Origin of the sequence: Brotomerdimonas butyrica (assembly GCF_025567305.1) — a bacterium.
In the GTDB taxonomy this organism is placed as follows: Bacteria; Bacillota; Clostridia; order Peptostreptococcales; family Anaerovoracaceae; genus Lentihominibacter; species Lentihominibacter butyricus.
On record NZ_JAOQJP010000021.1, the window covers coordinates 1 to 24,207 of the forward strand.

The window sequence follows — 24,207 nt, forward strand, 5'->3', positions numbered from 1 at the left end:
AAAACAACAGAGCATACCTTTTTGAGATATACTCTGTCTTGTTGTTTTAAGAAACGCCCGGTCCAATGTCGCTTAACTTAATGACATTGGCTCAATTGTTTCTGTTTACAAAAGATGTATTATTAGTCTTCTAATGGTTCAACAGGAGTGATTGTTGGGCCATCCCACCAAGGTTTGAATTCCTTAGCTGGAGCCTGTTCTTTGAAGTATGGGTCATCCCAAACGATTCTTCTTTCAACTGTGATTTCCAACTCTTTTGCATATTCCAGATACTTGTCATTTGCTTCTTCTGTCAGTTCTGCGGAAGAGATGAATCCTGTCTGATCCAGCTGGTCATTTACAAACAGTTTTGTAAATAAGAATCCGCCCTGTCCTGTCAGATACTGTTCGCCAGTAATTCCGAATTTTTCGAAGGATTCAACCATTCCAGGTGCAAACAGGTGAGATTCAACACGAACATCTTTGCCGTCTTTCTTACCCATTGCTTCTACTACGAATGCTCCTGTATCGGATACTAAACCTTCGTCCAGAATTTCCTGAATTTCGTGTGCAAATCTAGGTGGATGTGGCAGTGCGCTCAGAATAGCATTGTGAGTGTTAACCATCTGACCATCGACTTCTACTGGTTCTCTCTTGAGCAGTCCAGCTCTTGCTAAAGGTTCAGCGAATTCGATACCAACTCCGCCGTATTTGAAGAAAGCGTTTTTGCAACCTTTGAACAGTTCGTCAGCTCTAATACCTACATAGAAAGGTTCATCGTGTGCGTGTTCTACGAATCTTACTGGATATCCAACATAGTCGATAGTTCTTTCGATTGGCAGGGAGAATGGTCTAGTGTTAACCATCTGTCCGTCAATCCAAGCAACAGGCAGGTCATCCATATCAGCTAAAGCTGTTACAGGAGACCACCAGTAAGGCTGGAATCTCTTAGCTTCAACGCCTTCGTAAACCATCATGTTGATAGTATCACATTCGTCGATGTCTTTCATTGTATCTCTAGCTACAACGCACATTGTTCCCGGTGCGGAGCCTGTTCCCATGATACCCAGGATTCCTGCTTCTTTGAATTTTTCATTGTATTCGCCCAGCAGTCTGTACATACATTTTTCCCATGTATCTTCAAATCCTTCCGGAGCAGCAAAGTCCTGATAGTTAACTTTTGCTTCCAGTGCTGCGTCGATTACGTTTTTACCGAATGCCAGTGGCAGTGCGTTTACTACCAGGTCGCATCCTTCGAGCAGTGGTGTGATCTGTGCTTTGTCAGATGCATTACAGAAGTAACCTTCTGCCTTATTCAGTCCTGCTGCCAGCTCTTTAGCTGCTGCTTCGTCATAGTCTGCACAAATGATTTTTTCTACGTTTGGTTCCAGATCCAGTCTCTTTGCTACTGTTGTTCCCTGTGCACCGGTTCCAAGCACCAAAATTTTTTTACTCATAAATTATTCCTCCGTTTCTTCAATGATCTTTTTTTCTATGGCTATTATACTTTCGAAATCTATTGTATCCAGCAATTTCGCTACGTCATAAAAAGCCTCCTTTTCCCTATCCATGGTTTTTTTCAATATATCGTGCTGAGAATCACGTATTGCCTTAACTTCAAGTATTTCACCGCTGAAGTTCGTCTCTCCACTATTCTTTTTATACTCGATTGCTGTAACAACGTCGTAAAGATCCGGGAACGGCAGAGTTTCTCCGTAACCCCAGCTTTCCGGTATCGATGAGTCAAATGCCTCTATCGCAACCTTTTCATAAACACGCTTATCAAAATCTTCAATCAGGAAATTATTATCCAGTTCACAAAGTTCTGTAAACGCGGCTGCCGGGCTGCCGGATTTAAGTTCTTCCGCTAATGCATCCAATACCCTGACATATTCATACGGCTGTACATACCCTATTATCACATTGCTGAAAGGACCGAATTTATAGATCTCTTTGTGTATAATCCTGTTAATTTTCAAGAGTATCCGGCTTTGTTCCCACGCCTGATCATAAACACCACTCAAGCTTTCCTTATCGATACCAATGGCTTTTATACGTTCGGTCAATCTATTGACTTCTATAGCCCTATTGTAGCATTTTACCGCCTTTTCATTGATGGATTCCAAAAGCACTTTCAACTCCGGATAAGCAGGATACAGGCTTTCAGCGATATTTTCATCCATGAAATTCATATAGTTTTCCACATCCCAGGTAAAATCAAACGGCAATACCGGCATACTGTCAAACGACATATCGATGATTCCGTGTATCCTGTTATTGAAATCAAAAACCTCCGGGTCATAACGGTCTACGTTATCATATTGGGTATGGTCGTAATTTTCCATAGCCTCAGGGTTTTCCTCTCCAAAGGATGCGCTTATCCTCATATATGTAGGTGCTCCGGCCTTATTAAAAATACCGTCGTCAGAGCCGACTATCCTTGTCGGAAAAACCGCATGACCATTATCCAGTTCCAGCTTACTCAATACGCTGTCAAAAGCCTTTTCATAGCTGCCTGTAACCGCCACCTTGAATTTGTCCGTCTGGTCTATTGCCGGATTTTCGAAATTATTAAAAAGCGCCATATTTGATATCCACTCAGGATGCTGTTTTGCAATAGCCGCCGCACCGGTAGCAAAATCAAAGTACGTATCCTTTATACCACACTCCTCCGCACCATTTGTTATAAATACAAAAGTGCTTTCCGGCTTGTATCCTGAATCTATCATAGCCTTTGCTATGGTCATCTGTGCTCCCAAAGATGTCGCGTTATCCTGAAAGCCGTCCCAGTAAGCGTCGTAATGTCCGCAGACCAATATATATCTGTTTGGATTCCTGCCGATAATTTTCCCATGTACGTAATGGGCTTCCGCGTTTTCGGTAAGTCTGATATCTGCTTTTATATTAACTGTTATATGCTTTCCTTCCTTCAACATCGTGCGAAGTTTATCTCCATCCCTTTTAGTCATCATAACCGCGGGAATATTGACAACGCCCATAACATCCTGCACCGAAATAATATCATCTGTATACGTGCCCGGCCCTCTGTCCATTACCGTAGCGATAACAGCCTTAGCGCCCCGCTCCTCGGCCTGACTGAAAATAGAGTTATACCAATATGTATAATACGCATCCGTATCTATCAATACGATTTTGTCCTTTACATCTATTCCCTGATAATTGCCTCTGGTACCATCACCGACATACACTACTTCTCCGGTGATTCCCTCCGGCGCGGTGCCTTCCAAAAATGTAAAGGAACAAACCTCCATAGACTCACTTTTGTTCGGAGATAACACCGTGACGGTCGCCTCTCTGAAATCCCATGAATCCGCACGCAGGCTTTCTTTTGTTACCTCCTGCAGGCCTATACTTTTCATTTCTTCCGCAATCCAGTCCGCAGCCTCATTTTCCGCCCGGGTTCCCGCAAGTCTGAATCCTTTTTCAGTGTTCCTGAAGCTTATCAGTTTTTTTGCAACAGAGAATCCATAATCCGAATCTACCTTCTGTAAATAATGTTCCATTCCAAACCTCCTGAAAAAGAAAAGTCCTTAATTTTCGTAATACTCGAGCTGTGTTACCATTCTCTTGGAGTAAAGCTGAGATTCCGCAAGATATGACAATGCTTCGCTGATAAGGCTCAGATATTCTTCCTCAGAACCTCCTTCATATTTACTCATATATGCATATGATGATCTGTTGACAGCCTTTTCATATGCAGTGTATGCGTTGTCCAGCATGCTTTCAAATGCCACCTGGCTTGCAAAATCCTTCTGCAGCACTTCGCTTGCATTAAGTACTCTCCTGTATGTGTCTCTTGCTCTATAATAAAATACAAAGAAAGTTTCCATTTTCATGGCTTCACAGATATCATTAGGATCATCCATCAAAGGAAGCTTCACAAACTCACCCATAGAACCTGCAGGAACGCCTGTCCCGCTCCCATTTCCCTGCATGAAATAAGCCGTCATATCAGCAGGTGAGATAAATGCCTGATGAGTGTATTCTGTCAGATTGTATCCTCTTCTGGAACCGGCATCATTGTAACGCCACTCCTTTGTCTTCGCATCAAATCTGTCGTCGGAGCGAATGATTTTATGAATATAATCTATATCCACCTCGTTATTTTCCACACCAAGCGCCAGGAATTCCGATATCGTTGCAAATCTGTCTCTGGATTCATCGATATATTCCTCCCATACAGGCAGATTGTATTTATCCCCGTCTTTTCCGGCAAAGTGGTTTGTAACTACTACATAATTTCCTCTTTCACCGGCATCTCCCGGATATCTTATATTAAAATGGTCGCAGTTGGACTCGACAACACAGACCTCACCGCTTTTATCCGTCATAAGATAATTCCCTACAGCGCCGAACTTCGGTACTTCTCTCAGCCACTCGATAGCTTCCTCTTTGGTTTTGCAGCACTGTACAAGATGATGATATATTATATTCGTGTCTATTCCCCAGTCACAGTCAGGTCTGTTAAACTGCATAGTCATTGCCCAGCCAAAGCCATAGCTGTTCAATCCCGTTTGACAGTGCGGCTTTCCTATTGTTCCGAAAGCCACATAATTAGGTCCTTCTTCAGGATAAGCAATAATTATGACTCTGTCGGGAGTCTCATCAGAAGGAGAACCGCTGACTCCTACCAATGGCTTTCCATCCTTTGTAGCATCTGCCGCCACAGCCAATCCGTTGCAGTACGTTTTTGGAGTATCACATGCCGGTGCATCATTATCAAATCCCAGCTCCTCTGGATAAGGTCCCTCCGCTCTTGCCCATCTTACAGACGGGTATACTGCCAGCATAATAACGTCAAGATATGTGATTTCAACACCTTTGTTGACACAGCCCTCTACTATGCCCTCACACCACTCTCTGAAGGTGGGATCGTATTTATCTGCCATGAAAGCCTGCGTCTTGAGATCTTTAGTTGCGGTTTCCTCTCCGTTTGTTTGATAAAGAGCTGCTTTAAGCACCGTGATCAGAGCATGTATCTTAAAAGCCAGCTTTTCACCGTATTGACGACCCATTTCATGATTGTTTCCTCTCAAAACCAGAATTTGAGGTATCCCCTTTGTCGTCTGGACAGGTGGGGCGATAGTTTCATTTTCCCCTCCGTAAAGGTGTGATACTTTTTCTCTGAGTTCTTTCATATTCTCATACACTTTTCTATCCTCCTCAAAAGTTCTTATCTATCTTTCATATGACATTATAGAATTTGCTGCTACTACACCTGACGCTACAGATAATCCCGCACATGTAGCGCATATGTCATAATATGTATCTCCGAAGGCGCTTCCCATTTCAGCTCCGCCAGCATATACTCCTGTTATCGGTTTTTTATTCACATCGAGCACTCGTAATTTGGCATCTGTTTTTACTCCGCCAAGTGTACACCAGTAACTCCCTGCATATTCAAAGGCGTAATAGCCTTTGCCCTCTTTTATTTCTCTCATAAACATCGGAGATTTGAAGTGTTCAGTATCTTCCCCGTTTCTGCACATCTCATTATATCTGGCTACGGTTTTTTCAAGGTTCTTAAGCCCAAAATGCTCCGCTATCCCGGAAAGCGTATCGGCCTTAAATCCCCAGCCCTCCTGCTCTGCCTGAGCAAACTGTTCCTTGGCTTTGTCAAGTACCGGTACGAACATATGACTTCCAAAATCCCAGTCCGGCTCTCCCAGATACTTGTATATGCCTTCTTCACAGCATCCGTCATAATATTCGCCATCCATGACTACATACACATTGCCTATATTTACAGTCGGATAAGCGCCTGTTGCCAGCGGAATCGTTGCCATAAGCTCTTCATTGAAGAACCTCTCTCCTTCCGAATCCACCATGAGCCCTCCGTATGTGGCAAAACCCAGATTATCATTATCCATACGAAAATCCTTATCAAACATATACTCTCTGTGCTTCAGACTTGCTCCACATACTTCATTACATGTAAGTCCGAATGAAGTGTCCAGAATTCCTCCCGCCGCAGCGGCCATCTTTATGCCGTCGCCTGTATTATTGGGGGATCCCAGATTACAGAAGGGAGCTCCTTTGAAAAGTTCTTTCATCATTTCCTTATTATTTCCAAACCCGCCTGTAGCCAAAAATACCGCTGTTGTTTTTATTTCCACCTCGCCTCCGGATTTTGTAGCAGCCTTTATTCCGACCACTCTGCCGTCTTCAAGTATCAGCTCTTTTCCGCTGCAGCCGAACATGATATTTACTCCGACTCTTTTCAGCGCCTTCTCTAAAACCTCTGCGCGATCCTTACCGTATTCGTTTATAAGATGCAGCGGGCTCCACATCATATCATTCAAATACTTTTCTTTGTTTTCCATATCTACCCAGTCTGCATAAGCCGAAAATGTAAAACCCATGTCGGTAAGAATCCTCTCGGCTTCAGCGCTGCTGTCAAGTAATACGTTTATTAGCTTTGGATTGATCTGACCCTTTGCCCATGATGTCATGCGGTTATACAGGTTTTTCTTGTTCGCTATCGTTATTCCTTTTGTTTTCTGAAAATCTGTCTCGCACCCCATAAATCCGCTTAGTCTCGCAAAATTTGACGACCTGAAACTGCTTCCCTTCTCCAATAGTATAACATTCTTTCCTTCCTTCGCCAGCTTATACGCAGCGACACTGCCTGCCGCCCCGCCGCCTACAACAACAGCGTATGCTTCATATACTTTCTTACTCATAACCACTTCTTTCCTAATTTATCTTTATCATTGTATACCCGTTCATGATTTTCTCTGTGGTCTAACGCATATAGCTAAAATGAAAATTACTAAAACACAAAGCGCTGTCAACATTATCCATGCCGCTGTATAACTGCCGGTTTTATCATATATCATACTGATAACCACCTGCAGCATTCCCGCAAGACCATTTCCTATACTGAACATTCCCATTAACGTACCGAAATGAGATTTTCCGTACATGAGCGGCAACACCATCTGTATTGAAATCGTAGCGAAAGGAATTCCCAAACCATAAAGCACAATAAACAATACCATCAATATCGGTGAATCAAACAACCCGTTCATCCAAAATGCAATGAAGCACACCAGAAACAGTACCGCTTCTATAAGATTCGTCTTATATACCCCTAGTTTATCGTAAAGCATACCTACTGCTATTTTTCCTATAATCAGCACACCTGACGCATATGATATTATCATGGCTGCTTTCTCAGACGACATTCCATTATCCGTCATAAACGGAACCCCATGATTCAATATTGCCATAGCTACAAAGGGTAAAATAGTATATGCAATAAATACCGCCCATGTCTGCGGCTTTTTAAATGCTTCTCCAAGAGTAAAGTCGTTTTCCAAGGCCACATTGTCTGTTTCTCGACATTTCACTTCCTCCGCAGCTGTACTCTGTTGATTTCTTTTCATGAAAATCAACACCAGCGGAGTCAGAATAACAAGCACGCAGGCTCCGCCGAAAGCAAATGAATATCTCCACCCGAAATTTTCTATTATATATGTATAGAGCGGATTAAGTATCATAGCCCCAAAGCCGCTTCCGACAAAAGCAATGCCTAACGCGGTTCCCTCGTTCTTATTTCTGAACCAGTCCTTAATAACTATCGAAATCGGTATATTGCAGGTCATGGAAATCGATATTCCCATCAATACAGACGCTGCATAAAAATACACTATAGACGGCGCTATGGCATATATGAACAAACATACACTGCAGCAAAGGACACCTATCATCATCAGTATTTTGATATTGTATTTTTCAAGCAGCTTCCCTGCAAACAACGAAGATAATATCATTGCAAATGCCTGCATTGTCGTTATGAGCGAAAAATCCGTCCTCGATATCCCGAATTCATCGGTTACCGGTTTAAGATATACTCCCATACAGCTTATACATGTTGCAAAAATAAACATTAATATAAGGAATGATACTGCTACAATCACCCATCCTCTGTAATTTCCTTCCTTTGACAAAATATTACCTCCATTCCTTATCTGTATCTTTACTATATATATCCCATACCTTATAAATCAGTTCCAGATACATGTCCGCCACAGGCTCAAGAGACTCCTGATGCACCTTATCCACATCATCGCTGTCATGAAACAGATACATTGGTGTCGATATGATACTTACTACCGGAATACCCCTGGCATTAAAATCGTAAGCATCGGAGCATACATCGCCTGATTTGTACTCGCCCTCAGATTTGTGATGTACAGGTAATACCATTGTTTTTTCCAGTCCGTGTTTTCTGACTGCATCATACACGATTTCCGGAAGACCGTATACATCGGTAACATACACTATTCTTGATTCTGATTCGTCGTGCAGAACGATTTCGTTGTCATCGCCCAATTCCATAGCTTTCCCTATATGCTCCACAGCAAAATCCAGAATCAGGTTTTCATTATTTTTAATTCTCTTGTTTATGAATCCTACATGCCCTTCGTAGTCCGTATAGTGACTGTCTGTGGAAAGAAACATCAATGTGGTTTTAATTTCTTCCTTTGGACGGGCGGCAAAATATTTCGCAAGAGAAAAAACCACCGACATGCCGCTGGCATCCTGTACTGCACCTCTGCATATAGCATCATGATGCGAATGCACCACTATTATGTCATCGGACATACCTCTGATTATCCCTTTGACATTAAGAGCTTCTTTTAATTCATATACCGTTTTTACATGCAGGGATCCCTTTGATACGACATTGCTTTTCACAGCTGCCTTCAGTTTCTCTCCGTCTTTTTTTGACACCCACAGGGCCGGAAGTTCCATATATCCGCCCACATTTACTATGTCCGTATAATCCTCATGAAAATAATGGCAATCCATAAAATCGTGAAGTATGCCTATGAACCCCGAAGCGCCGGCATTTTTAGCTCGCAGGTAATTAAACGGCCAGTTATTTGGCGAATAAATATTATACTGCTTCATTTTTCTGTTGAATTTATTATGAGGATCATAAACCTTCATATCTGCAAACTTTTCTATAAACCCACGCTGATCATTCGGCAGGAAATATACATCGCAAACAACTATTTTTCCCCTTACATCAATTTCTTCAAAATCCTCTTCCAAGCCTTTGCCCATATAAACTACATCCGCATCCTTTACCTCTGAATTAAACTCGCCTGTTTCAGCTCCGCGGTTCGTTCCGTTGGCAAGACAGCATTCTATATTTTCCCCGTTAATATTCAGCTCACATATCGATGTTTCACGGCATACCGACGGTACACTTTCTATCTCCACGTCATTGAGTCCGAGCTCATCAAAAACATCTTTTACATACTCTGCGGATTCACGTCCTTCTTTAGTCCCTGTCAGTCTGTGCGGCCATTTTGTAAAGCCTTTTATCCATGTCATCATATCTTCTCTGGAAGGTTTTTGCCTTTCGATACTGTTCATTTGTCGAATTCTCCGTTTCTTATTTCTTCATTTTGATTTTATACTTATATGAAACTTCATTCATTTACAAATAGTATCCTTTTCTTTGACGAAAATTACTTTTAATCAAAACCCCAATTACGTATTCCTCCTTGCGGTTGTTTTTTAAGCTAAATGTACATATCTGAGTAGCTAATTGTACACAAGAATAACCGCGTGTAAAACCTCCAGATTTTAAACACGCAGTTATTTAATTCTCACTTATCGGATTCTTATTATTTCAATATTTACAAAGGAATTGTTTTCCACTGCCACATCTATGATAAAAGGAATTCCCTTTTTATACACATTATATTCGATACTGGGCTTTGCCAGTTCCTTTACTATTTCGCGATCCAGTTTTTTTGTTTCATCTGCAATCAGATTTTTAACAGCCTCTGTCAGCTTCGGTGCTTCTGTTTTTATACATATGTAATCATCTCCGTCCTCCAGACCGGATATATCAAATTTATATAACAGTTTTTCATCACCGTTGTCAATATTGAAAGCCGTGATATTCAAATTGCCGCCTTTATCGTGAAGAATACAGTTAGGGTTCAATCTTGTAAAAGGCTGCTCTATCCTGTTAAACAGTTCATAGATATAATACAAAGGCTTCTTTTCACCATGCCTGCCAAACAGTTCTGAAAGAAGTACGTTTCTTTCACTCTCCTCCTTTTTCTGCCATATATCTGATACCGTTATCCCAAGATATGAAACATTCTTTTCTATGTTTGCGCAGAGACGAGAATTGCTGCCTATTATCCGCAGTTTCCTTATTCCAAGTGTTTTTCTGCACAAAGCGAGTTCCTCAGTAAAATCCAACCTGTATACATCATCCTCTTCACATATCAGCACATTATCCACCTTTGGAAATTTACTTTTGTGACTGCGCTTGGCAGATATATCTATATTTATAATATTCCGATTCAGTTCACTATCAGCTTTAAATTCACTGTAGGGCCGTAAAAGCTCAATTATATCGCTGATTTTTATTTCCTCGTCACAGGTAAAACACATAGCATTGCTTTTTTTCTCTTTTATGAAATACTTCCTGTTTCGTTCACGATACTCTACCGGAGAGCACTGATATTTCTTTTCAAAAGCGCTGTAATAATATCTAGGTGCGGAAAATCCGCACTCATATGCGATATTCGTAATGCTCATATTACTGTCTAGCAGGTATTTCAGCGACATTTCCGCCCTTATGGATGACAGCAGCTTTTCAAATGAGCCGCCACCGTATTCCTTCATAAGCTTTTTAAATGTCGAGGTGCCGACAAAAATATGATCTGCGGCGTCCTTCAATGTGATTTTATTTTTACCGTTATCAAACAGATAGTCTACCACCTTTCGAATCTGATCTATTTTTTCCAGTTCCTTCTCCGAGACATTTTCCATTTCATATCTTCCATAATTAAATCTCATTTTCATATCGCTGAGAATCTCTACACAATAATAAATAAGCGTCTGCTCCGTCTCGCTTTTGAGATACTCGTTTTCCTTATATTCAAAAAGCATCCTCACCATCTGTGCGATATAGTTTTTGATTTCCTCTGAAATTGCATCCTCCTCGGAATCACATTTAAAATAAACTATTGATATGTCGGGAATATACTGATCAAAAGCCTCCATACTCATGGAAAGCTGTATATACAACAGATCCTCTGTTTTGTTTTCCAGAGCATGAACATCTTCAGTATTAACAACCTGTATATGTCCTCTCGACATATGCACAGTATTATTATTGGATATCAGATCGACTTCGCCTCTTACTACAAAAAACAGCTCTAACGTATCATACCAATGAAAGGGCTGCTCCGTGTTCCTTATTCCGATTGTAAATAACTTTTCTATCATTACATCTACCAACACCTGTATTGAAATTCTGTTTATATAAATGATACCATAGTTATTCATTAAAATCAAAATACAGACTTTATTATTTTGAAAATACGAAAATGGGATACATTTAAACCCCGACATCGCCATATAGACAGCCCGAAATTTTGTCCGTACCCCACTCGCTGTTTTAATTTATAAGATTATATCATTAAGTTACATCTTCTACGGTAAAATGCAATTTTCGGCTTTTTCATAAAAATCCGGACGCTCCGCTACCATTTGAACAAAAGTGTCGTAGAAATTATAGTCCCACATATCCGGAATATATGCTCCGCCTTTGCAAATGCTGAATATTTCATCGTCCAAAATTCTACGTTTTTCTTCTTCCGTCAACTCCATCCCATCATATTCCGGGAACATGATTCCGGGATTCAAAATAATTTTATCGCAATATTCATGTACTATTGCTTTATGATTGTTGATACGCTGACATGAAGACCATGACTGTACTCCCGCTTCTATAAAACCGGGCACCAGCCCCTCGTTTTTTCCACATGAATGCAATTGGAAAATAACTCCCTTTTTCTTAAGGAACTTGGCATATTTCTGCCATGCAGGCATTAGCAGTTCCCTAAACTGATCAAGAGAAATAAACGAATTGTTATTATGTCCGTAATCATCATGCTGTTCAACTATATCCAACGGGTAATACTCAAGTATTCCTTCAAGCATCTCTATTTTATAATCTATAATTGCCTCAAAAAATTCCTTACAGGCTTCCGGCTCTAAAATCGTTGCCATCAGGCCTTCATCAAAGCCCATGATGGTATGGAGCTGCTCAAGCGGCCCACTGCATATAATCATCATACGCAGCTTGCCTTCGTATTCCTCAGGATCTGCGCCGTCACGCTCCCACGCAGCCTTCCAGTCAATAGTACTCAAATCAGGGAATTTTATCTGCTCCCTCCATTTTGTTACATCGGTCAATATCGGACCGTATCCGGGCGTTGGAGTCGTTCCCATATCAACCTCCGAAAACGTCCAATGATTTCCGAACCAATCATAGCCTGTTCCTCCACCCAGACCCTCTCCGCCTTCGGGACCGCGTTCTCTGATTTCAGGAGGCATCCAGTATTTGATATCGCTTTGATAAATAGGGATTCTTTCAGGGATTTCATGATTATATGCCTTCAATAAATTTTCTCTTGCAGTCAGCATCTCTTTATTTGCAGGGTGATCGTATCATCCTGCTCTCCTTTCCTGGAAAATATTTTTACATATCAACTATATTCATAGCATTCAACTTCTACGAAACAAGCTTTACAGCAGCCTCTGCCGCAGAAACAGCATCAACAGTATAGCAATCTGCCCCTATGGAATCACTAAACCTCTGCGTTACCGGCGCTCCTCCCACCATAATTTTTACCTTATCTGCAATATCGCTGTTTTTTATCAATTCAACGGTTCTTGCCATGGCTTCCATTGTCGTAGTGAGCAACGCAGAGCAGCATACAAGCTTGGCATTGTTTTCTCTGGCTACATCAAGAAACTTCTGCTCAGGAACATCTACGCCCAGATCTATAACTTCAAATCCCTTGCTCTCCATCATCATTCGTACCAGATTCTTACCTATATCGTGTAAATCCCCTGCTACCGTACCTATAACCACGGTACCCTTTGACTCTATACCCGCTCCCGTAAGGTAAGGTTTCAACGTCTCTGCGCCCATTTTCATAGCACGCGCCGCTACCTGGACTGTGTCCGCTACAAAACACTGCAAGCCTTTACCTCACATTACCAAAACTGGTGCAAACGCAGAGGCTACAATTTCAATGCACAAAAGGCTGAAAAGATCTATCATCTTTCCTCTGACCTGATTGCTGTATTTCCAAAAGACGAAAGCACTAAGCTGCTGATACGCCAAGCTGTTTCCATGCTCAACACTGCCTCCGAAACTGTGGAAGCTCTCCGTTTGAAAATGGATGAGACTGCTTCCTCGCTTCCGGAATATCCTGTTGTCATGGCAATGAATGGTGTCGGTTCTACCCTTGGTCCACAGCTTATGGCTGAAATCGGGGATGTGACACGTTTCACTCACCGCGGGGCACTTACTGCGTTTGCAGGTGTAGACCCAGGCAGAAACGATTCGGGACAGCACATTCAGAAAAGCGTCCGTACATCTAAGAAAGGCTCGCCGGCTTTACGCAAGACACTATTCCAGATCATGGATAATCTCATCAAGCGTTCTCCTGTCGGCGACCCTGTTTACGCTTTTATGGATAAGAAACGGGCGCAGGGCAAGCCTTACTATGTTTACATGACTGCCGGGGCAAACAAATTTCTCCGCATTTATTATGGACGGGTAAAAGAATACCTTGCTTCCCTATCAAAAGCGGAAGAAATCTAAGAAAAACTTCAGCGCCTTTCTCAGACCAGCGTTACCCGGTGGTTTAGTTTTTGTATTCTTAATTCAACCTGTATAAAATTTTCAAAGTTCATCAACTCCTGCTTGACTTTTTATTTGCAGGCTATACTATACTCTCAGTTCTGTCCCTGCATACTTCCGGCAATAATCCAATTCCTATGGCCTTATCGATGTTTATATTGTGTCCAAAGCCGCCTGCTATATATATACTGCTTATTTCATCATATTCTACTCCGTATTTAGAAATAATCGTCTCTATCCCTGCTCTTACAGCAGCCTTTGCAAGTTGTATCTCTCTTATGTCTTTTGGATACACCGCTATCTCTTCCCGGTCTCTGCCATAGGTTAAAAGATATCTATCATCATTACTATTGAAATTACCTGCTACATCTATCACGTCTTTATTCAAAAGCTCATAGACCGTTTCAATAATGCCTGAGCCGCAGATTCCTACAGGGGTTTCGTTATTTATGGTTTCAACCCGTATTCTGTCTCCGTCGATTTTCACACCACATACTGCACCTCCAATACTGCCTGTACCACATACTATATTACCGCCTTCAAAAGCAGGTCCGGCAGCCATAGAAGAAACCAAAAGTCTGTCTTTATTTCCTATTGCTATTTCACCATTGGTTCCCAAATCCAGTAAAATACAAATTTTATCTGATTTATGAAAATCAAGTGCATACATTCCCGATACAATATCCCCGCCTACAAAAGCGGATATTCCCGGTATTACATCAATATCAAAATAATATTTATCCAGATCGAATAGCTTTGCTGCTTCCAGATGTATTCTATCGATGTTTACAGGAGTAAACGGAACTGTTCCCAGTGTTTCACACGAATATCCCATTAACAAATGTATCATTGTTGTATTGCCTGCTATGATTGCCCTCTTTATTTCAATATTACCGCTTTCAGTCAAATCATTGATGCCTTCAATCAACTGTTGTCTTATTATAGATGCTAGTTGCTCACTTAAGCCGTCAACAGAGGCAGTAATTCTGCTTATAACATCAGCTCCATACACCCTCTGACCATTAATGGCTGTATACGTTTTCCTTACCACTCCGGAACTAATTTCTACAAGTTGCATTACTATAGTTGTTGTTCCTATATCAACGGCTATCCCATATTCTGCACCCATGTCAGAACCATAATCCGATTCATATGAAATACTGTGACTGCTCTCCGAAAGTATTGACATCTTTTCTTTAGCAGCATTACTCAGCACAACAATCATCCCATCATCCGGTATCAGTGAACACGCAAGCTTATATCCCATAGATTCACCGTATTTATCCATGATTTTAACTCCGCATTTACCGCATCTTCCGTTTCCGCCACACGGAGCGTTGATAAAGTACCCGTTTTCTAGCAGCACTTCATAAAGCGTTTTTCCGGTGCTGCAGATTAAAGTGGTTGTTCTGTTATCATCAACCACTTTAATCAATGTCTTGTTTTCACTTCTGAACCTGCACTCTTTATTAGTACATCTGGTACAATCATGCTCAATCTCAAAGTCATCGATATCGTCACTCGTTTCAAAAATCGCACACAGCGTTTTCACAGGATAATACATGCAACTGCTATTGACCGTAATTCCGGCAAGGTCGTTGCAATCTGTTATTTCCAGAGCTCTCCGCTGCATGGTTATATCTATGTCCTGTGGAGCTTCCAGCCTTCGTATTATTCCAACATGATTTTGTATACACATATCTTTCAGCACATCCACCAAATTGTGCTCTATCTGAAAAACATAATCGTCAGCAATGGCGTCAGCCAGCATTCCTTTTAGATACTCGCCGTCATCAAACAGCTGCGACGACCACTCCGAAATTTTGCTGCCTGCAGATGTAATGCAATATACCGCACCCCTTTCACGCCCCGCGAATTCTCCTATTTCCACTAAAGCGACCGGCTCCAGCAGCGCGTAAGCGTGAGGGAGCATAGCCCGTAACTCCGACAGTACATCGCCGTATATATCGTTATCTCTGGTGCAGCCAAGTATATCCAGCACGTTATCTTCTGATATTCTGATGTTAAAATCCTTGATAATCATTTTTTCTACAATTATTTAACTGCATAAAAATCTCTGACAGCTTCAAAAAACGCATCGATATTATCCCAGGCTGACATCGGCGGAATATCACACCCGGAAGAAATAACAAAATTGGAATAACTGCAGCACTCCTCCATAATCTGCAGAGTTTCCTGCCTTACGGAATCCGGCGTACCGTTTCTGAACTGTCCTGCAGGATCTACATTTCCCATAAGTATAATATCTTTCGGCATCTTTTCCAGCATTTCTTTCATACTGACAGCATTGCCGAAGTGATAGGCTGCCGAACCTGTTTTCAAAATCGAATCTGTAAGCATCAATACATTGTTGCCGCAGTTATGATATATCACGATAAACTCCTCGTCCTGAACCGCATCAACGATTTTTTTCACATAATCCGAAGAAAAATCATCCGCAAGATCCGGCGACAATATTCCAGCCAGAGGCTCTGCCATTACGACGCCGTCGGCCCAGCCTTTTTGTATGCTTCAATATATGCGATAAGGAACTGCGTTACCTTATCCAGCGTTTTGTGAACCATCTCCGGCTCCACATAGCAATTCATCAAGGCTTCGGTTACATCCATCAGTCGGCCCGCAAGCGAAAAAGGACCTATGACGCCCGCAAATACGGGACGATCAGTAATCATGTTTACCGCTTTCTCAATTGCCTCGATATATATACCTGTACGTGCTTCTCCTACTTCCGGTACTTTCAAAGCATCAGCATCTTCAACTGTGGCTACGATTCTGCCCACTACAGTCGGCACCTCATCATCTGAAACGGAAACCTGTGAACCGAACGCCTCTGCTTCGACTGACAGGTCCATAAGACTTACAGAGGCTGACGAGTCAACACGCTCTGCTACAAGCTTCACTCCCGTAGCCTGTCTGTCACTATCGGAAATCAGTTCTTTTACTCTGATATCCATCATCTGTACAGCCGGAAAAGATAGCACCGGCATCGCCTTTTTTACCTTTGCAGCTTTGACTTCCTCAAGCCATTCATACATATTTCTGTTCATTACTTTCTCCTCTGCTCTGCAATGTATCGTGAATCTGCTTCAATAAAAGACTAATTCTTTTCTTTTTAAGTTTAATATAAGTAAAATCGTAATCCCCAAATAGCAAGCACAAAAGAATCCCAAAGAGCACAAACTTGTGATACTTTGGGATTTATACTTTTATTTTTGTTCGGATGACGGTTGGTAACAGTTTTCAGGGAGCTTGTCTGACCATGGAAGCAATCTGTCAATATCTTCTCCCGGCATTTCCGAAACATTTTTTCCTCGCAGAGATTCCAGAACATATTTTATATACTCAAATGGGATAAGCTCGTTTTCCTTAGCAGTTACAACAATGCTGTACCATATTGCGCTCGCTTGCGCACCTCTCGGAGTTTTACAGAACATCCAGTTTTTTCTGCCCATCGCAAATGGACGGACTGCCCGTTCCGCCAAATTGTTGGGAAGTTCCACTTTTCCATCAGCAAAATAATTCTTCAGATATTCCCTTTCACTCAAGGCATAATTACTGCCTTTACGAACAGTTCGCTTTCCAGCGCAGAATCTTCTCTCTTTTCTTGCAGCTACCGGAAAAATCTTCCATATCCTCTCTTACAAAGGCCTCTTTCCATTGCAGGCGCTTTTCCACAGGCTGTTCTTTTGCCTTTCTATCCAGCTCAAACAGCCTGTTGCATCTTTTTAACGCTTCCCTCTCTGATGCACTTGCCTCTTTCGGTAGCTTTGGATCAACAGCTTTCAGTGCTTCATGGAATTTCCTTCTCATATGAGTAAAGCAGCCTGTACGGATAATGCCATTTACCTTATTGTATCCATCATATCCATCACACTGTACTATCCCTTTGTAATTCTCAAGTGCTTTTTTAGCCACATCACCATTTCGGCTGGCTGCATACTTGAACAGGACAAGCGGCTTTGCTGTATGGTTGTCACAGAAAACCCACATATAGCTCTTTGTCTGCGCTTTTCTCCCTTCCTCATTCAGCACCTGTACTGTTGTCTCATCTGCATTTATGTAATCGGATTTCAGAAGGTGATCCCACATCCTTTCGTACAGCGGCCGGCCATAGACCTCTGATGTACGCAAAATCCAGTTAGAGATCGTCTGATCAGACAGATTCAGAGCATGCGATTTGAAATCAGAGCTGATTTTGTAAACCGGGTCACGGTTTTCAAACTTCCTGTCTATGACATATGCAGCCATGGATGGGTAAAGGAATGATCCTGCCAGCAGCGGCTTTGGCGATTCAGCCTGCAGTATGGGTGTATGGAGCTCTTTCTTTTCACATTCTCTGCATACATAGTGCTGCGTGATATGCTCATGCACGACCACCTTTGCAGGAATGATCTCAACCTCTTTTCGTACCGTCTTCTTCATCTCTTTATTATATTACAAAAGCCTTGAAATTTCAATGCTTTCAAGGCTTTATCCTTTGTGTTTTCCCCTGCTTTTGAAGCTTTCCCGCCACTCTTTCAAGCTCTTTTTTTCATATCATTTCAAGCAACATTTCCATTCCCTTCTGCCCAAAACCTTTCCCCTTCTGCGGCCAGTGTATCACTCCTCTTTTTCTATATACTTTCGTACACCATTCCTTTTCTGATACAGGCGCTCTATTCACTCTCTCAAATATGTCCATCCAATACGCGATGTCTTCTTTGCTGTACATAGCAATCCTCCGTTTCTTCATTTGAATATGTCCTGCTGACATTTTATCGGAGGTTCCTTCTCTTTTCAATGTGCCTGCTATTTGGGGATTACGTAAAATCAGAAAACTTTCTTTCCGAGTTCTTTATTCAGAGCCTTAGCTAGGATAAACATAACAATTCCGCAAAGCAGTACACCCGCCGCCGAAACGATTAAAAATGTCTCTGCTCCTCTAATAGCCAGCTGCGGTCCTATGAAGGAGCCTATCAGCGTACCGACCTGTGCCAGACCGAAGTTGATACCGAAATTTTTAGTACCGTAAGCTCTCATCAGTATTACTGCAATTAACGTTGAAAATGCGCTGACCTCCAAGCCTATAAAAGCAACGAATACAATATACATCGGTGTGCTTTGTGCGTTTGTTAAAATAAAGAACAAAGTCATAACGAAAACCGCCAGACATGCAATTGCTATGATTTTAACAGGGCCCAGAACCTTGTCTGAAATTCCTCCTACAACAATCGCACTAATTCCCATTATCATTGAGAATATCGTGTAAATCCATGCGGCTGTAGCTTGTGAAGCTCCCGTGATTTCACCGGTCAATATTATAAAGTTGCCCTGTATACCGGATGTCAGTATGGTTCCCGTCAGACTGGCAATCGTGATAAGCCAGAAGGATTTTAATGTTATCAGCTTTTTCCAGCCAACATCCTTTATGCCTTCTGCCTCACCGCCTTCCAGTATCTCATACTCGGGCTCTTCCCAGCCCTCAGGTTTGTATCCTTCCGGCGCCTGCAGCAATATAAATCCCGAAAGAATCGTAATTCCGCCTATTACCAATGCAAAAACCACAATAGTCGGCGTAACATGTATAGCACTAGTCATTCTTTCACATACAGGAACTACTAGTGCACCTGCAAGAAAGATTCCTACAGACAATGCTCCTGTAACAAGACCTCTCTTGTCCGGGAACAGTTCTCCCAGATTTGCAATCTGCGCAACATATATACAATAGACAAATAATGATGCAAATCCACCGATAGCAATCACATAAATCCATGCATTAGGCGCGAAGGCTGCCACCAGTACCGAAACCGTAAATCCAAGACCACAGACCTTTAATACAAAACGATTTCCGAATTTTGCCTTCAATTTTCCCCCTATAAGACTGCCCGGAATAGACATAAACATCATAACGGAGTATGCCATTACCACGATGGTAGGATCCCAGCCCTTCATTGAAAGCGGCCCTATAAATACAGATAAACAATTTAAAAATGCCGATGTCATGCCGACCAACATAACCAGAACAAGCATTGGCCAACGTAATTTGTCAATTCTTTTTGTCGATAATTCGCTCATTTTATCCCTCCTGTAGTGTAAATTTGTTGAATAAGTTTTTAGCGGCTATAACCGCTGTGCTTCAGCAGTTTTTATAGCCTCCTTTTTTAGATTCATGGTCTGAATTCACCTTAATTGTAATATTTCCCTTATTATCATTCATTTACAAAAGAGAGTATTTTCTTTTACAAAATTACTTTTTTGCAAATTTCAAATATATTCTGATTTTATTGATATCTAATTGTACATGTACATATAACCAATTGTACATAAATATGTAGGCTTCCGGCACACTGTCATCGATAGGCTCCGCCGGTATTCCGGCCTACCCCGGCTAAGTGAAATAAAGCCCAAAATGAGATTTTCTGATTTTTAAAAAGTATCGTACCAGCATGCTTTGCTGGTACGATACTTTGTTGATTGATGTATAAAGCTCTTAATAAGCACCGAAGTAATTATATCCACCCGGCTTTTTGATGCCGAAGCATTCAAGCTGAGCGATAAGCTTCTTTGAATAAAGCTGCGATTCCGCCATGTATGATAACGCTTCGCTTAGTATTTCCAGATAATCACATTCCGCGCCGCCGTCATGCCTGCAAAGAATCGCATGGGCTTGCCTGTTCAGCGCGCATTCATATGCGACATATGCTTTATCCAGCAGACCTTCCAGAGCCTCCTGCGTCGCGTAATCTTTCTGAAGCGATTCACTTGAATTAAGTACCTTTCTATAAAATGCTCTTGCTTCATAGAAATCGATAAGGAATGTTTCATTTCTCATTGTTTCAAGCATTTCAAAAGGATCCTCCAGTATCTGCATTTTTACAAATTCTCCCATGGAGCCTGCAGGAGTGCCTGTCCCGCTTGCCGTACCGAGCATGAAATACGCAGTCATATCTGACGGATGCATGATTGCCTGATGAGTATACTCCAGCAGATTATACCCCTTCATTGATTCCGGTTCATTGGTATGCCATTCATTTGTTTCGGGATCATACCAGTCATCCGAACGCATCATCTTACGGATAGACTCGTAATCAATACCTCCGTCCTCTATTGCTTTTGCAAGGAACTTTGATACAGTAGCAAATCTGCACTTTGAATCATTTTGCCATAAAGCATATTCGGGTATATTCCACTCTAATGTGTCTTTTGCCGCGAAGTGATTCGTACTTACAACGTAATTACCTTCTTCGCCCGCATCTCCCGGCCTGCGAATATTGTAATGATCGCTGTTCGTTTCGGTTACAGAAATATTTCCCGCAAGGTCGGTCGTAATAAGGTTTCCCACAGCTCCTACTCTAGGTATCAGCTTAAGGAATTCCTGCGCGTCCTGCGGAGTTTTACATTTTGTAGTGAAATAATGATCCATTATTTCAGGGAAAATACCCCAGTCACAATCTACAGGTGAAAAGTTCGCCGTACATGTCCATGTGAATCCCGCACTGGTCATGCCGATCTGGCAAAATGGACTTACAATAGCACCGAAACAGATAAAATACGGCTCATTGTCAGGATAACATATGAGTATAACTCTGTCAGGAGTTTCATCCGAATTCGAACCGCTTATTCCTACAATGACCTCTCCGTCCTTTGTAGCCTCCCCTGCGGCCGCAAATGCATTGCACTGAGGATGAGGGATATTCGGACCTGCCGGTGAATTATCAAAGCCAAGTTCTTCCGGATACTTCCCTTCCGGTCTTGCCCATCTTTCACCGCCGTATACTTCCGCAATCAGGAAATCGTACAATGTAAAATCAACACCTTTGCTGGCACAGCCTGCCTGTACTCCTTCAATCCAAAGTCTGAAATCAGGGTCATATTTCTCCACAAGATATTCGATTGTTTTCATATCTTTCATTACAGTTTTTTCGCCATGCGCTTCTAAAACCGCTGCTCTTGTTATGGTAAGAACCGAATACAATTTGTACGCAAGCTTTGCTCCGTACTGGAAACCCATTTCACGATATGAACCTTTAAGAACCATTACCTGCGGGATACCGTTTGTAATTTGTATAGGTGGAGCTATTGTCGAATAATTATCATTATGCAGATGAGCCACCTTTCTTCTTAACAGTTCCATGTCATTATACTTCATAATTTATCCCTCCTTGATAAAAGGTTATATTTCCATGGCTGCTTTATAAGCTGCCTTTATGGCATCCAACAGGCTTCCTACCTTTGAAGCGTCTCCGATAATATATGTATCACAGATGTTTTTCACGTCCTCATAAAGCTGTTGATTCGGTATATATCCTGCGGAAACGATTATATTGTCGACAGATATGATTCTTTCCTTACCTTCACACTCTACAACCGCTTTGCTTCCGTTAATTTCGGTAATCTTCGCCGATGTAATAATTTCAACGCTGTGATATTTCATCAAGTCCCTCAGCATATTGGAATTTGCTGCGCTTAAAAGCGGAGCCGCCAGGATTTTATCGGTCATTTCCACCAGCGTAACATTTCCGCCTTTTCTTGCAATGTCATACGCGATTTCACATCCGGTAAGCCCTCCGCCGACAACGATGATGTTCTTTCCCACAGCTTTGTTTCCAAGGAGAAAATCTATTGCCGAAACGACCTGTCCTTCGGCTTCACCTTTAAAGCTAAGCTTTCTCGGAGCAGCACCGCTGGCTACTATTACCGCATCCGGAGTTTCACCTTCTATCACATCTTTGGTTACCTCTGTCCCAAAATGCACATCTATGCCAAGTTCTTTCATCTGTTTTTCATACCATGCAAGCAGAGCTTTATCAGCTTCTTTGAAATCCGGCGCAGCTGCCGCATTAAAGACACCGCCCAGCTTACTGCCTTTTTCATATATGCTTGCTTTATGACCTCTCAGAGTAAGTATTCTTGCAGCTTCCATTCCGCCGATACCGCCGCCTACGATAATAACTTTTTTCGCTTTATCCGCTCGCATCACTTTGTATTCTTCATCATGCATCACAGATGGATCCAGCGCACATGACAGTCCTTTTCCCTGCAGCAGACTACCGAGGCATCCGTTATGACATGCTATGCAAGGTCTGATATCGTCTTCTTTGTCCGCCTTTAATTTTTCTATCCATGCCGAGTCGGCAAGAAACTGACGCGCGACTCCTACTGCATCTATCAGGCCTTCACTTACCGCTTTTGCAGACACCGCATGGTCCTCCATCCGCCCTGCACAGATTACCGGTATATTTACATGTTTTTTTATAAACGAAACATCCTCAAGGTTGCATGCTCTGCCCATATACATAGGTGGGTGCGCCCAATACCATGAATCATACGTTCCGTTATCCGCATTCAATCCATCGCAGCCTGCTTCTTCCAGAATTTTTGCTACAGCTATGCTTTCCTCATAATCTCTTCCGAACTCAACAAAGTCTTCTCCCGGCAATGCTCCGTCATTGAATCCCTTCATCTTGCTGACAACACTATATCTTACTGTTACAGGAAAATCCTCCCCGCAGCTTTCCTTAATACCCTTTATTATTTCACACGCCAGCCGCATTCTGTTTTCCAACGAACCGCCATACTCGTCGGTTCTGCTGTTCATGGATTCTATAGCAAACTGATCCAGCAAATAGCCTTCATGCACTGCATGGATTTCTACTCCATCCATACCTGCATCTTTGGCCATTTTTGCCGCTAAAATCGTATTGTCACGCAAAGTTTTTACTTCTTCTGTCGTCAACGCCCTGTGCACCATGGATGTATCCCATACATTGCGCAGCTTACTCGCGGCGATCTTAATATTTTCAATGTTCGCACCTTTTATAAATTCTACAGGTTTAGGATATATTACACGGCCTAAGCCAACTCCCAGCTGCATAAAAACCCTTGCATCTTCTTCATGTATCTTGTTTACGAAATTCCTTAACGGTGTTCCAAAAGCATCCTTTGCTTCTGTAAGCCAGAACCCTCTCCCCCACATATCAAATATCATAGACGGCGCAGTTACAATAAGACCTACTCCGTTCTTAGCTCTTTCCAAATAGAATTTTTCAGCCTCATAATTAAACTCATTATTGTTTATAATTGCAGTTCCCGTCATAGGGCACATTACGAATCTGTTTTTTATCTTTACATTTCCGATCTTAAATGGAGTAAATAGTGATTTATATATTTCCTTCATTTCAATTTTTCCTCCCTTATTATTTACAATGTATCCGATGTTTTTTATTCAATTTTATATCTCCCAGCATTATTATTCATTTATAAATCGTATAACGTTCCTTGACAATAGATACTCTTTTATATGATCACTTACTTTCATACTTCGATTAATGTCCCGATATGAAAAAAAATACAGATATATGTGACTAATTGTACATACTGTTTCAATATACTTAGTCTACTAAAATAAAAATACAAGTATTATGAGGTGCACCCATAAAAGTAGAGTATCAAACCTCGTTTTTCCCCTGCCTGTAGAACTCGTCAGGAGTTAAATATCCGAATGTTTC

The 24,207-nt window shown here is 41.8% G+C and carries 17 protein-coding genes and 1 pseudogene; 1 reads left to right on the top strand and 17 read right to left on the bottom strand.

Annotation, left to right across the window (positions count from 1 at the left end; translation table 11 throughout):
- Nucleotides 1–122: 122 nt before the first annotated feature.
- The 9 genes from OCV59_RS11580 to OCV59_RS11620 form a co-directional block, all read right to left on the bottom strand.
- A complete protein-coding gene (locus OCV59_RS11580) occupies nucleotides 123–1,436 on the bottom strand; it encodes a saccharopine dehydrogenase family protein (protein WP_147594599.1) in 1,314 nt (437 codons plus the stop codon).
- A 3-nt stretch (nucleotides 1,437–1,439) separates the two neighbouring features.
- On the bottom strand, nucleotides 1,440–3,278 hold the full coding sequence (locus tag OCV59_RS11585; RefSeq protein WP_262584380.1) for a M28 family peptidase: 1,839 nt from the start codon (nucleotides 3,276–3,278) through the stop codon (nucleotides 1,440–1,442).
- Nucleotides 3,279–3,530: 252 nt separating this feature from the next.
- The gene (locus OCV59_RS11590; RefSeq protein ID WP_147594601.1) at nucleotides 3,531–5,150 is read right to left on the bottom strand and encodes a C45 family autoproteolytic acyltransferase/hydolase; all 1,620 of its coding nucleotides are present in this window, start codon (nucleotides 5,148–5,150) and stop codon (nucleotides 3,531–3,533) included.
- Between the two features lie 27 nt (nucleotides 5,151–5,177).
- Nucleotides 5,178–6,683, bottom strand: coding sequence for an FAD-dependent oxidoreductase (locus OCV59_RS11595; RefSeq protein ID WP_147594602.1), 1,506 nt, complete (start codon nucleotides 6,681–6,683; stop codon nucleotides 5,178–5,180).
- A 42-nt stretch (nucleotides 6,684–6,725) separates the two neighbouring features.
- Complete coding sequence (locus OCV59_RS11600; RefSeq protein ID WP_147594603.1) at nucleotides 6,726–7,952, bottom strand: MFS transporter; 1,227 nt, start codon at nucleotides 7,950–7,952, stop codon at nucleotides 6,726–6,728.
- Between the two features lie 4 nt (nucleotides 7,953–7,956).
- Entirely contained in the window at nucleotides 7,957–9,390 is a 1,434-nt protein-coding gene (locus OCV59_RS11605; protein WP_147594604.1) for a M28 family peptidase, read from the bottom strand.
- A 240-nt stretch (nucleotides 9,391–9,630) separates the two neighbouring features.
- Nucleotides 9,631–11,268 carry an AraC family transcriptional regulator gene (locus OCV59_RS11610; protein ID WP_262584394.1) on the bottom strand — a complete coding sequence of 546 codons (1,638 nt, stop codon included), beginning with the start codon at nucleotides 11,266–11,268 and terminating at the stop codon, nucleotides 9,631–9,633.
- A gap of 207 nt (nucleotides 11,269–11,475) precedes the next feature.
- Complete coding sequence (locus OCV59_RS11615; protein WP_262584396.1) at nucleotides 11,476–12,447, bottom strand: uroporphyrinogen decarboxylase family protein; 972 nt, start codon at nucleotides 12,445–12,447, stop codon at nucleotides 11,476–11,478.
- Nucleotides 12,448–12,559: 112 nt separating this feature from the next.
- Nucleotides 12,560–13,033 (bottom strand): cobalamin-dependent protein, encoded by a 474-nt coding sequence (locus OCV59_RS11620; RefSeq protein ID WP_394803012.1) that lies wholly within the window; start codon nucleotides 13,031–13,033, stop codon nucleotides 12,560–12,562.
- Between the two features lie 198 nt (nucleotides 13,034–13,231).
- Here OCV59_RS11620 and OCV59_RS12065 point away from each other — a divergent pair, with 198 nt between their 5' ends.
- Nucleotides 13,232–13,660, top strand: coding sequence for a transposase (locus OCV59_RS12065; protein ID WP_394803013.1), 429 nt, complete (start codon nucleotides 13,232–13,234; stop codon nucleotides 13,658–13,660).
- 121 nt (nucleotides 13,661–13,781) lie between these two features.
- Here the strand turns inward: OCV59_RS12065 and OCV59_RS11630 are convergent, their stop codons facing one another.
- From OCV59_RS11630 to OCV59_RS11670, 8 genes and pseudogenes are all read right to left on the bottom strand, one after another.
- Nucleotides 13,782–15,743 (bottom strand): ASKHA domain-containing protein, encoded by a 1,962-nt coding sequence (locus OCV59_RS11630; RefSeq protein WP_147594607.1) that lies wholly within the window; start codon nucleotides 15,741–15,743, stop codon nucleotides 13,782–13,784.
- Nucleotides 15,744–15,754: 11 nt separating this feature from the next.
- Nucleotides 15,755–16,767 (bottom strand): annotated as a pseudogene (locus OCV59_RS12070) (uroporphyrinogen decarboxylase family protein).
- Nucleotides 16,768–16,926: 159 nt separating this feature from the next.
- Entirely contained in the window at nucleotides 16,927–17,265 is a 339-nt protein-coding gene (locus tag OCV59_RS11645) for an IS66 family transposase (protein ID WP_147594608.1), read from the bottom strand.
- 16 nt (nucleotides 17,266–17,281) lie between these two features.
- On the bottom strand, nucleotides 17,282–18,142 hold the full coding sequence (tnpC, locus tag OCV59_RS11650) for an IS66 family transposase (protein WP_147594609.1): 861 nt from the start codon (nucleotides 18,140–18,142) through the stop codon (nucleotides 17,282–17,284).
- 109 nt (nucleotides 18,143–18,251) lie between these two features.
- Nucleotides 18,252–18,431 (bottom strand): hypothetical protein, encoded by a 180-nt coding sequence (locus OCV59_RS11655; RefSeq protein WP_147594610.1) that lies wholly within the window; start codon nucleotides 18,429–18,431, stop codon nucleotides 18,252–18,254.
- Nucleotides 18,432–18,529: 98 nt separating this feature from the next.
- On the bottom strand, nucleotides 18,530–19,774 hold the full coding sequence (locus OCV59_RS11660) for an MFS transporter (RefSeq protein WP_147594611.1): 1,245 nt from the start codon (nucleotides 19,772–19,774) through the stop codon (nucleotides 18,530–18,532).
- Between the two features lie 415 nt (nucleotides 19,775–20,189).
- Complete coding sequence (locus tag OCV59_RS11665; RefSeq protein WP_147594612.1) at nucleotides 20,190–21,848, bottom strand: carcinine hydrolase/isopenicillin-N N-acyltransferase family protein; 1,659 nt, start codon at nucleotides 21,846–21,848, stop codon at nucleotides 20,190–20,192.
- Nucleotides 21,849–21,872: 24 nt separating this feature from the next.
- A complete protein-coding gene (locus tag OCV59_RS11670) occupies nucleotides 21,873–23,876 on the bottom strand; it encodes an oxidoreductase (RefSeq protein ID WP_147594613.1) in 2,004 nt (667 codons plus the stop codon).
- Nucleotides 23,877–24,207 lie beyond the last annotated feature (331 nt).

Excerpts from the sequence above, each read along its gene's own strand:
- OCV59_RS11580 (WP_147594599.1), bottom strand. The coding sequence starts at position 1,436 with ATGAGTAAAAAAATTTTGGTGCTTGGAACCGGTGCACAGGGAACAACA.
- OCV59_RS11595 (WP_147594602.1), bottom strand. The coding sequence starts at position 6,683 with ATGAGTAAGAAAGTATATGAAGCATACGCTGTTGTTGTAGGCGGCGGG.
- OCV59_RS11605 (WP_147594604.1), bottom strand. The coding sequence starts at position 9,390 with ATGAACAGTATCGAAAGGCAAAAACCTTCCAGAGAAGATATGATGACA.
- OCV59_RS11610 (WP_262584394.1), bottom strand. The coding sequence starts at position 11,268 with ATGATAGAAAAGTTATTTACAATCGGAATAAGGAACACGGAGCAGCCC.
- OCV59_RS12065 (WP_394803013.1), top strand. The coding sequence starts at position 13,232 with ATGGATGAGACTGCTTCCTCGCTTCCGGAATATCCTGTTGTCATGGCA.
- OCV59_RS11630 (WP_147594607.1), bottom strand. The coding sequence starts at position 15,743 with ATGATTATCAAGGATTTTAACATCAGAATATCAGAAGATAACGTGCTG.
- tnpC (WP_147594609.1), bottom strand. The coding sequence starts at position 18,142 with ATGAAGAAGACGGTACGAAAAGAGGTTGAGATCATTCCTGCAAAGGTG.
- OCV59_RS11655 (WP_147594610.1), bottom strand. The coding sequence starts at position 18,431 with ATGTACAGCAAAGAAGACATCGCGTATTGGATGGACATATTTGAGAGA.
- OCV59_RS11660 (WP_147594611.1), bottom strand. The coding sequence starts at position 19,774 with ATGAGCGAATTATCGACAAAAAGAATTGACAAATTACGTTGGCCAATG.
- OCV59_RS11665 (WP_147594612.1), bottom strand. The coding sequence starts at position 21,848 with ATGAAGTATAATGACATGGAACTGTTAAGAAGAAAGGTGGCTCATCTG.
- OCV59_RS11670 (WP_147594613.1), bottom strand. The coding sequence starts at position 23,876 with ATGAAGGAAATATATAAATCACTATTTACTCCATTTAAGATCGGAAAT.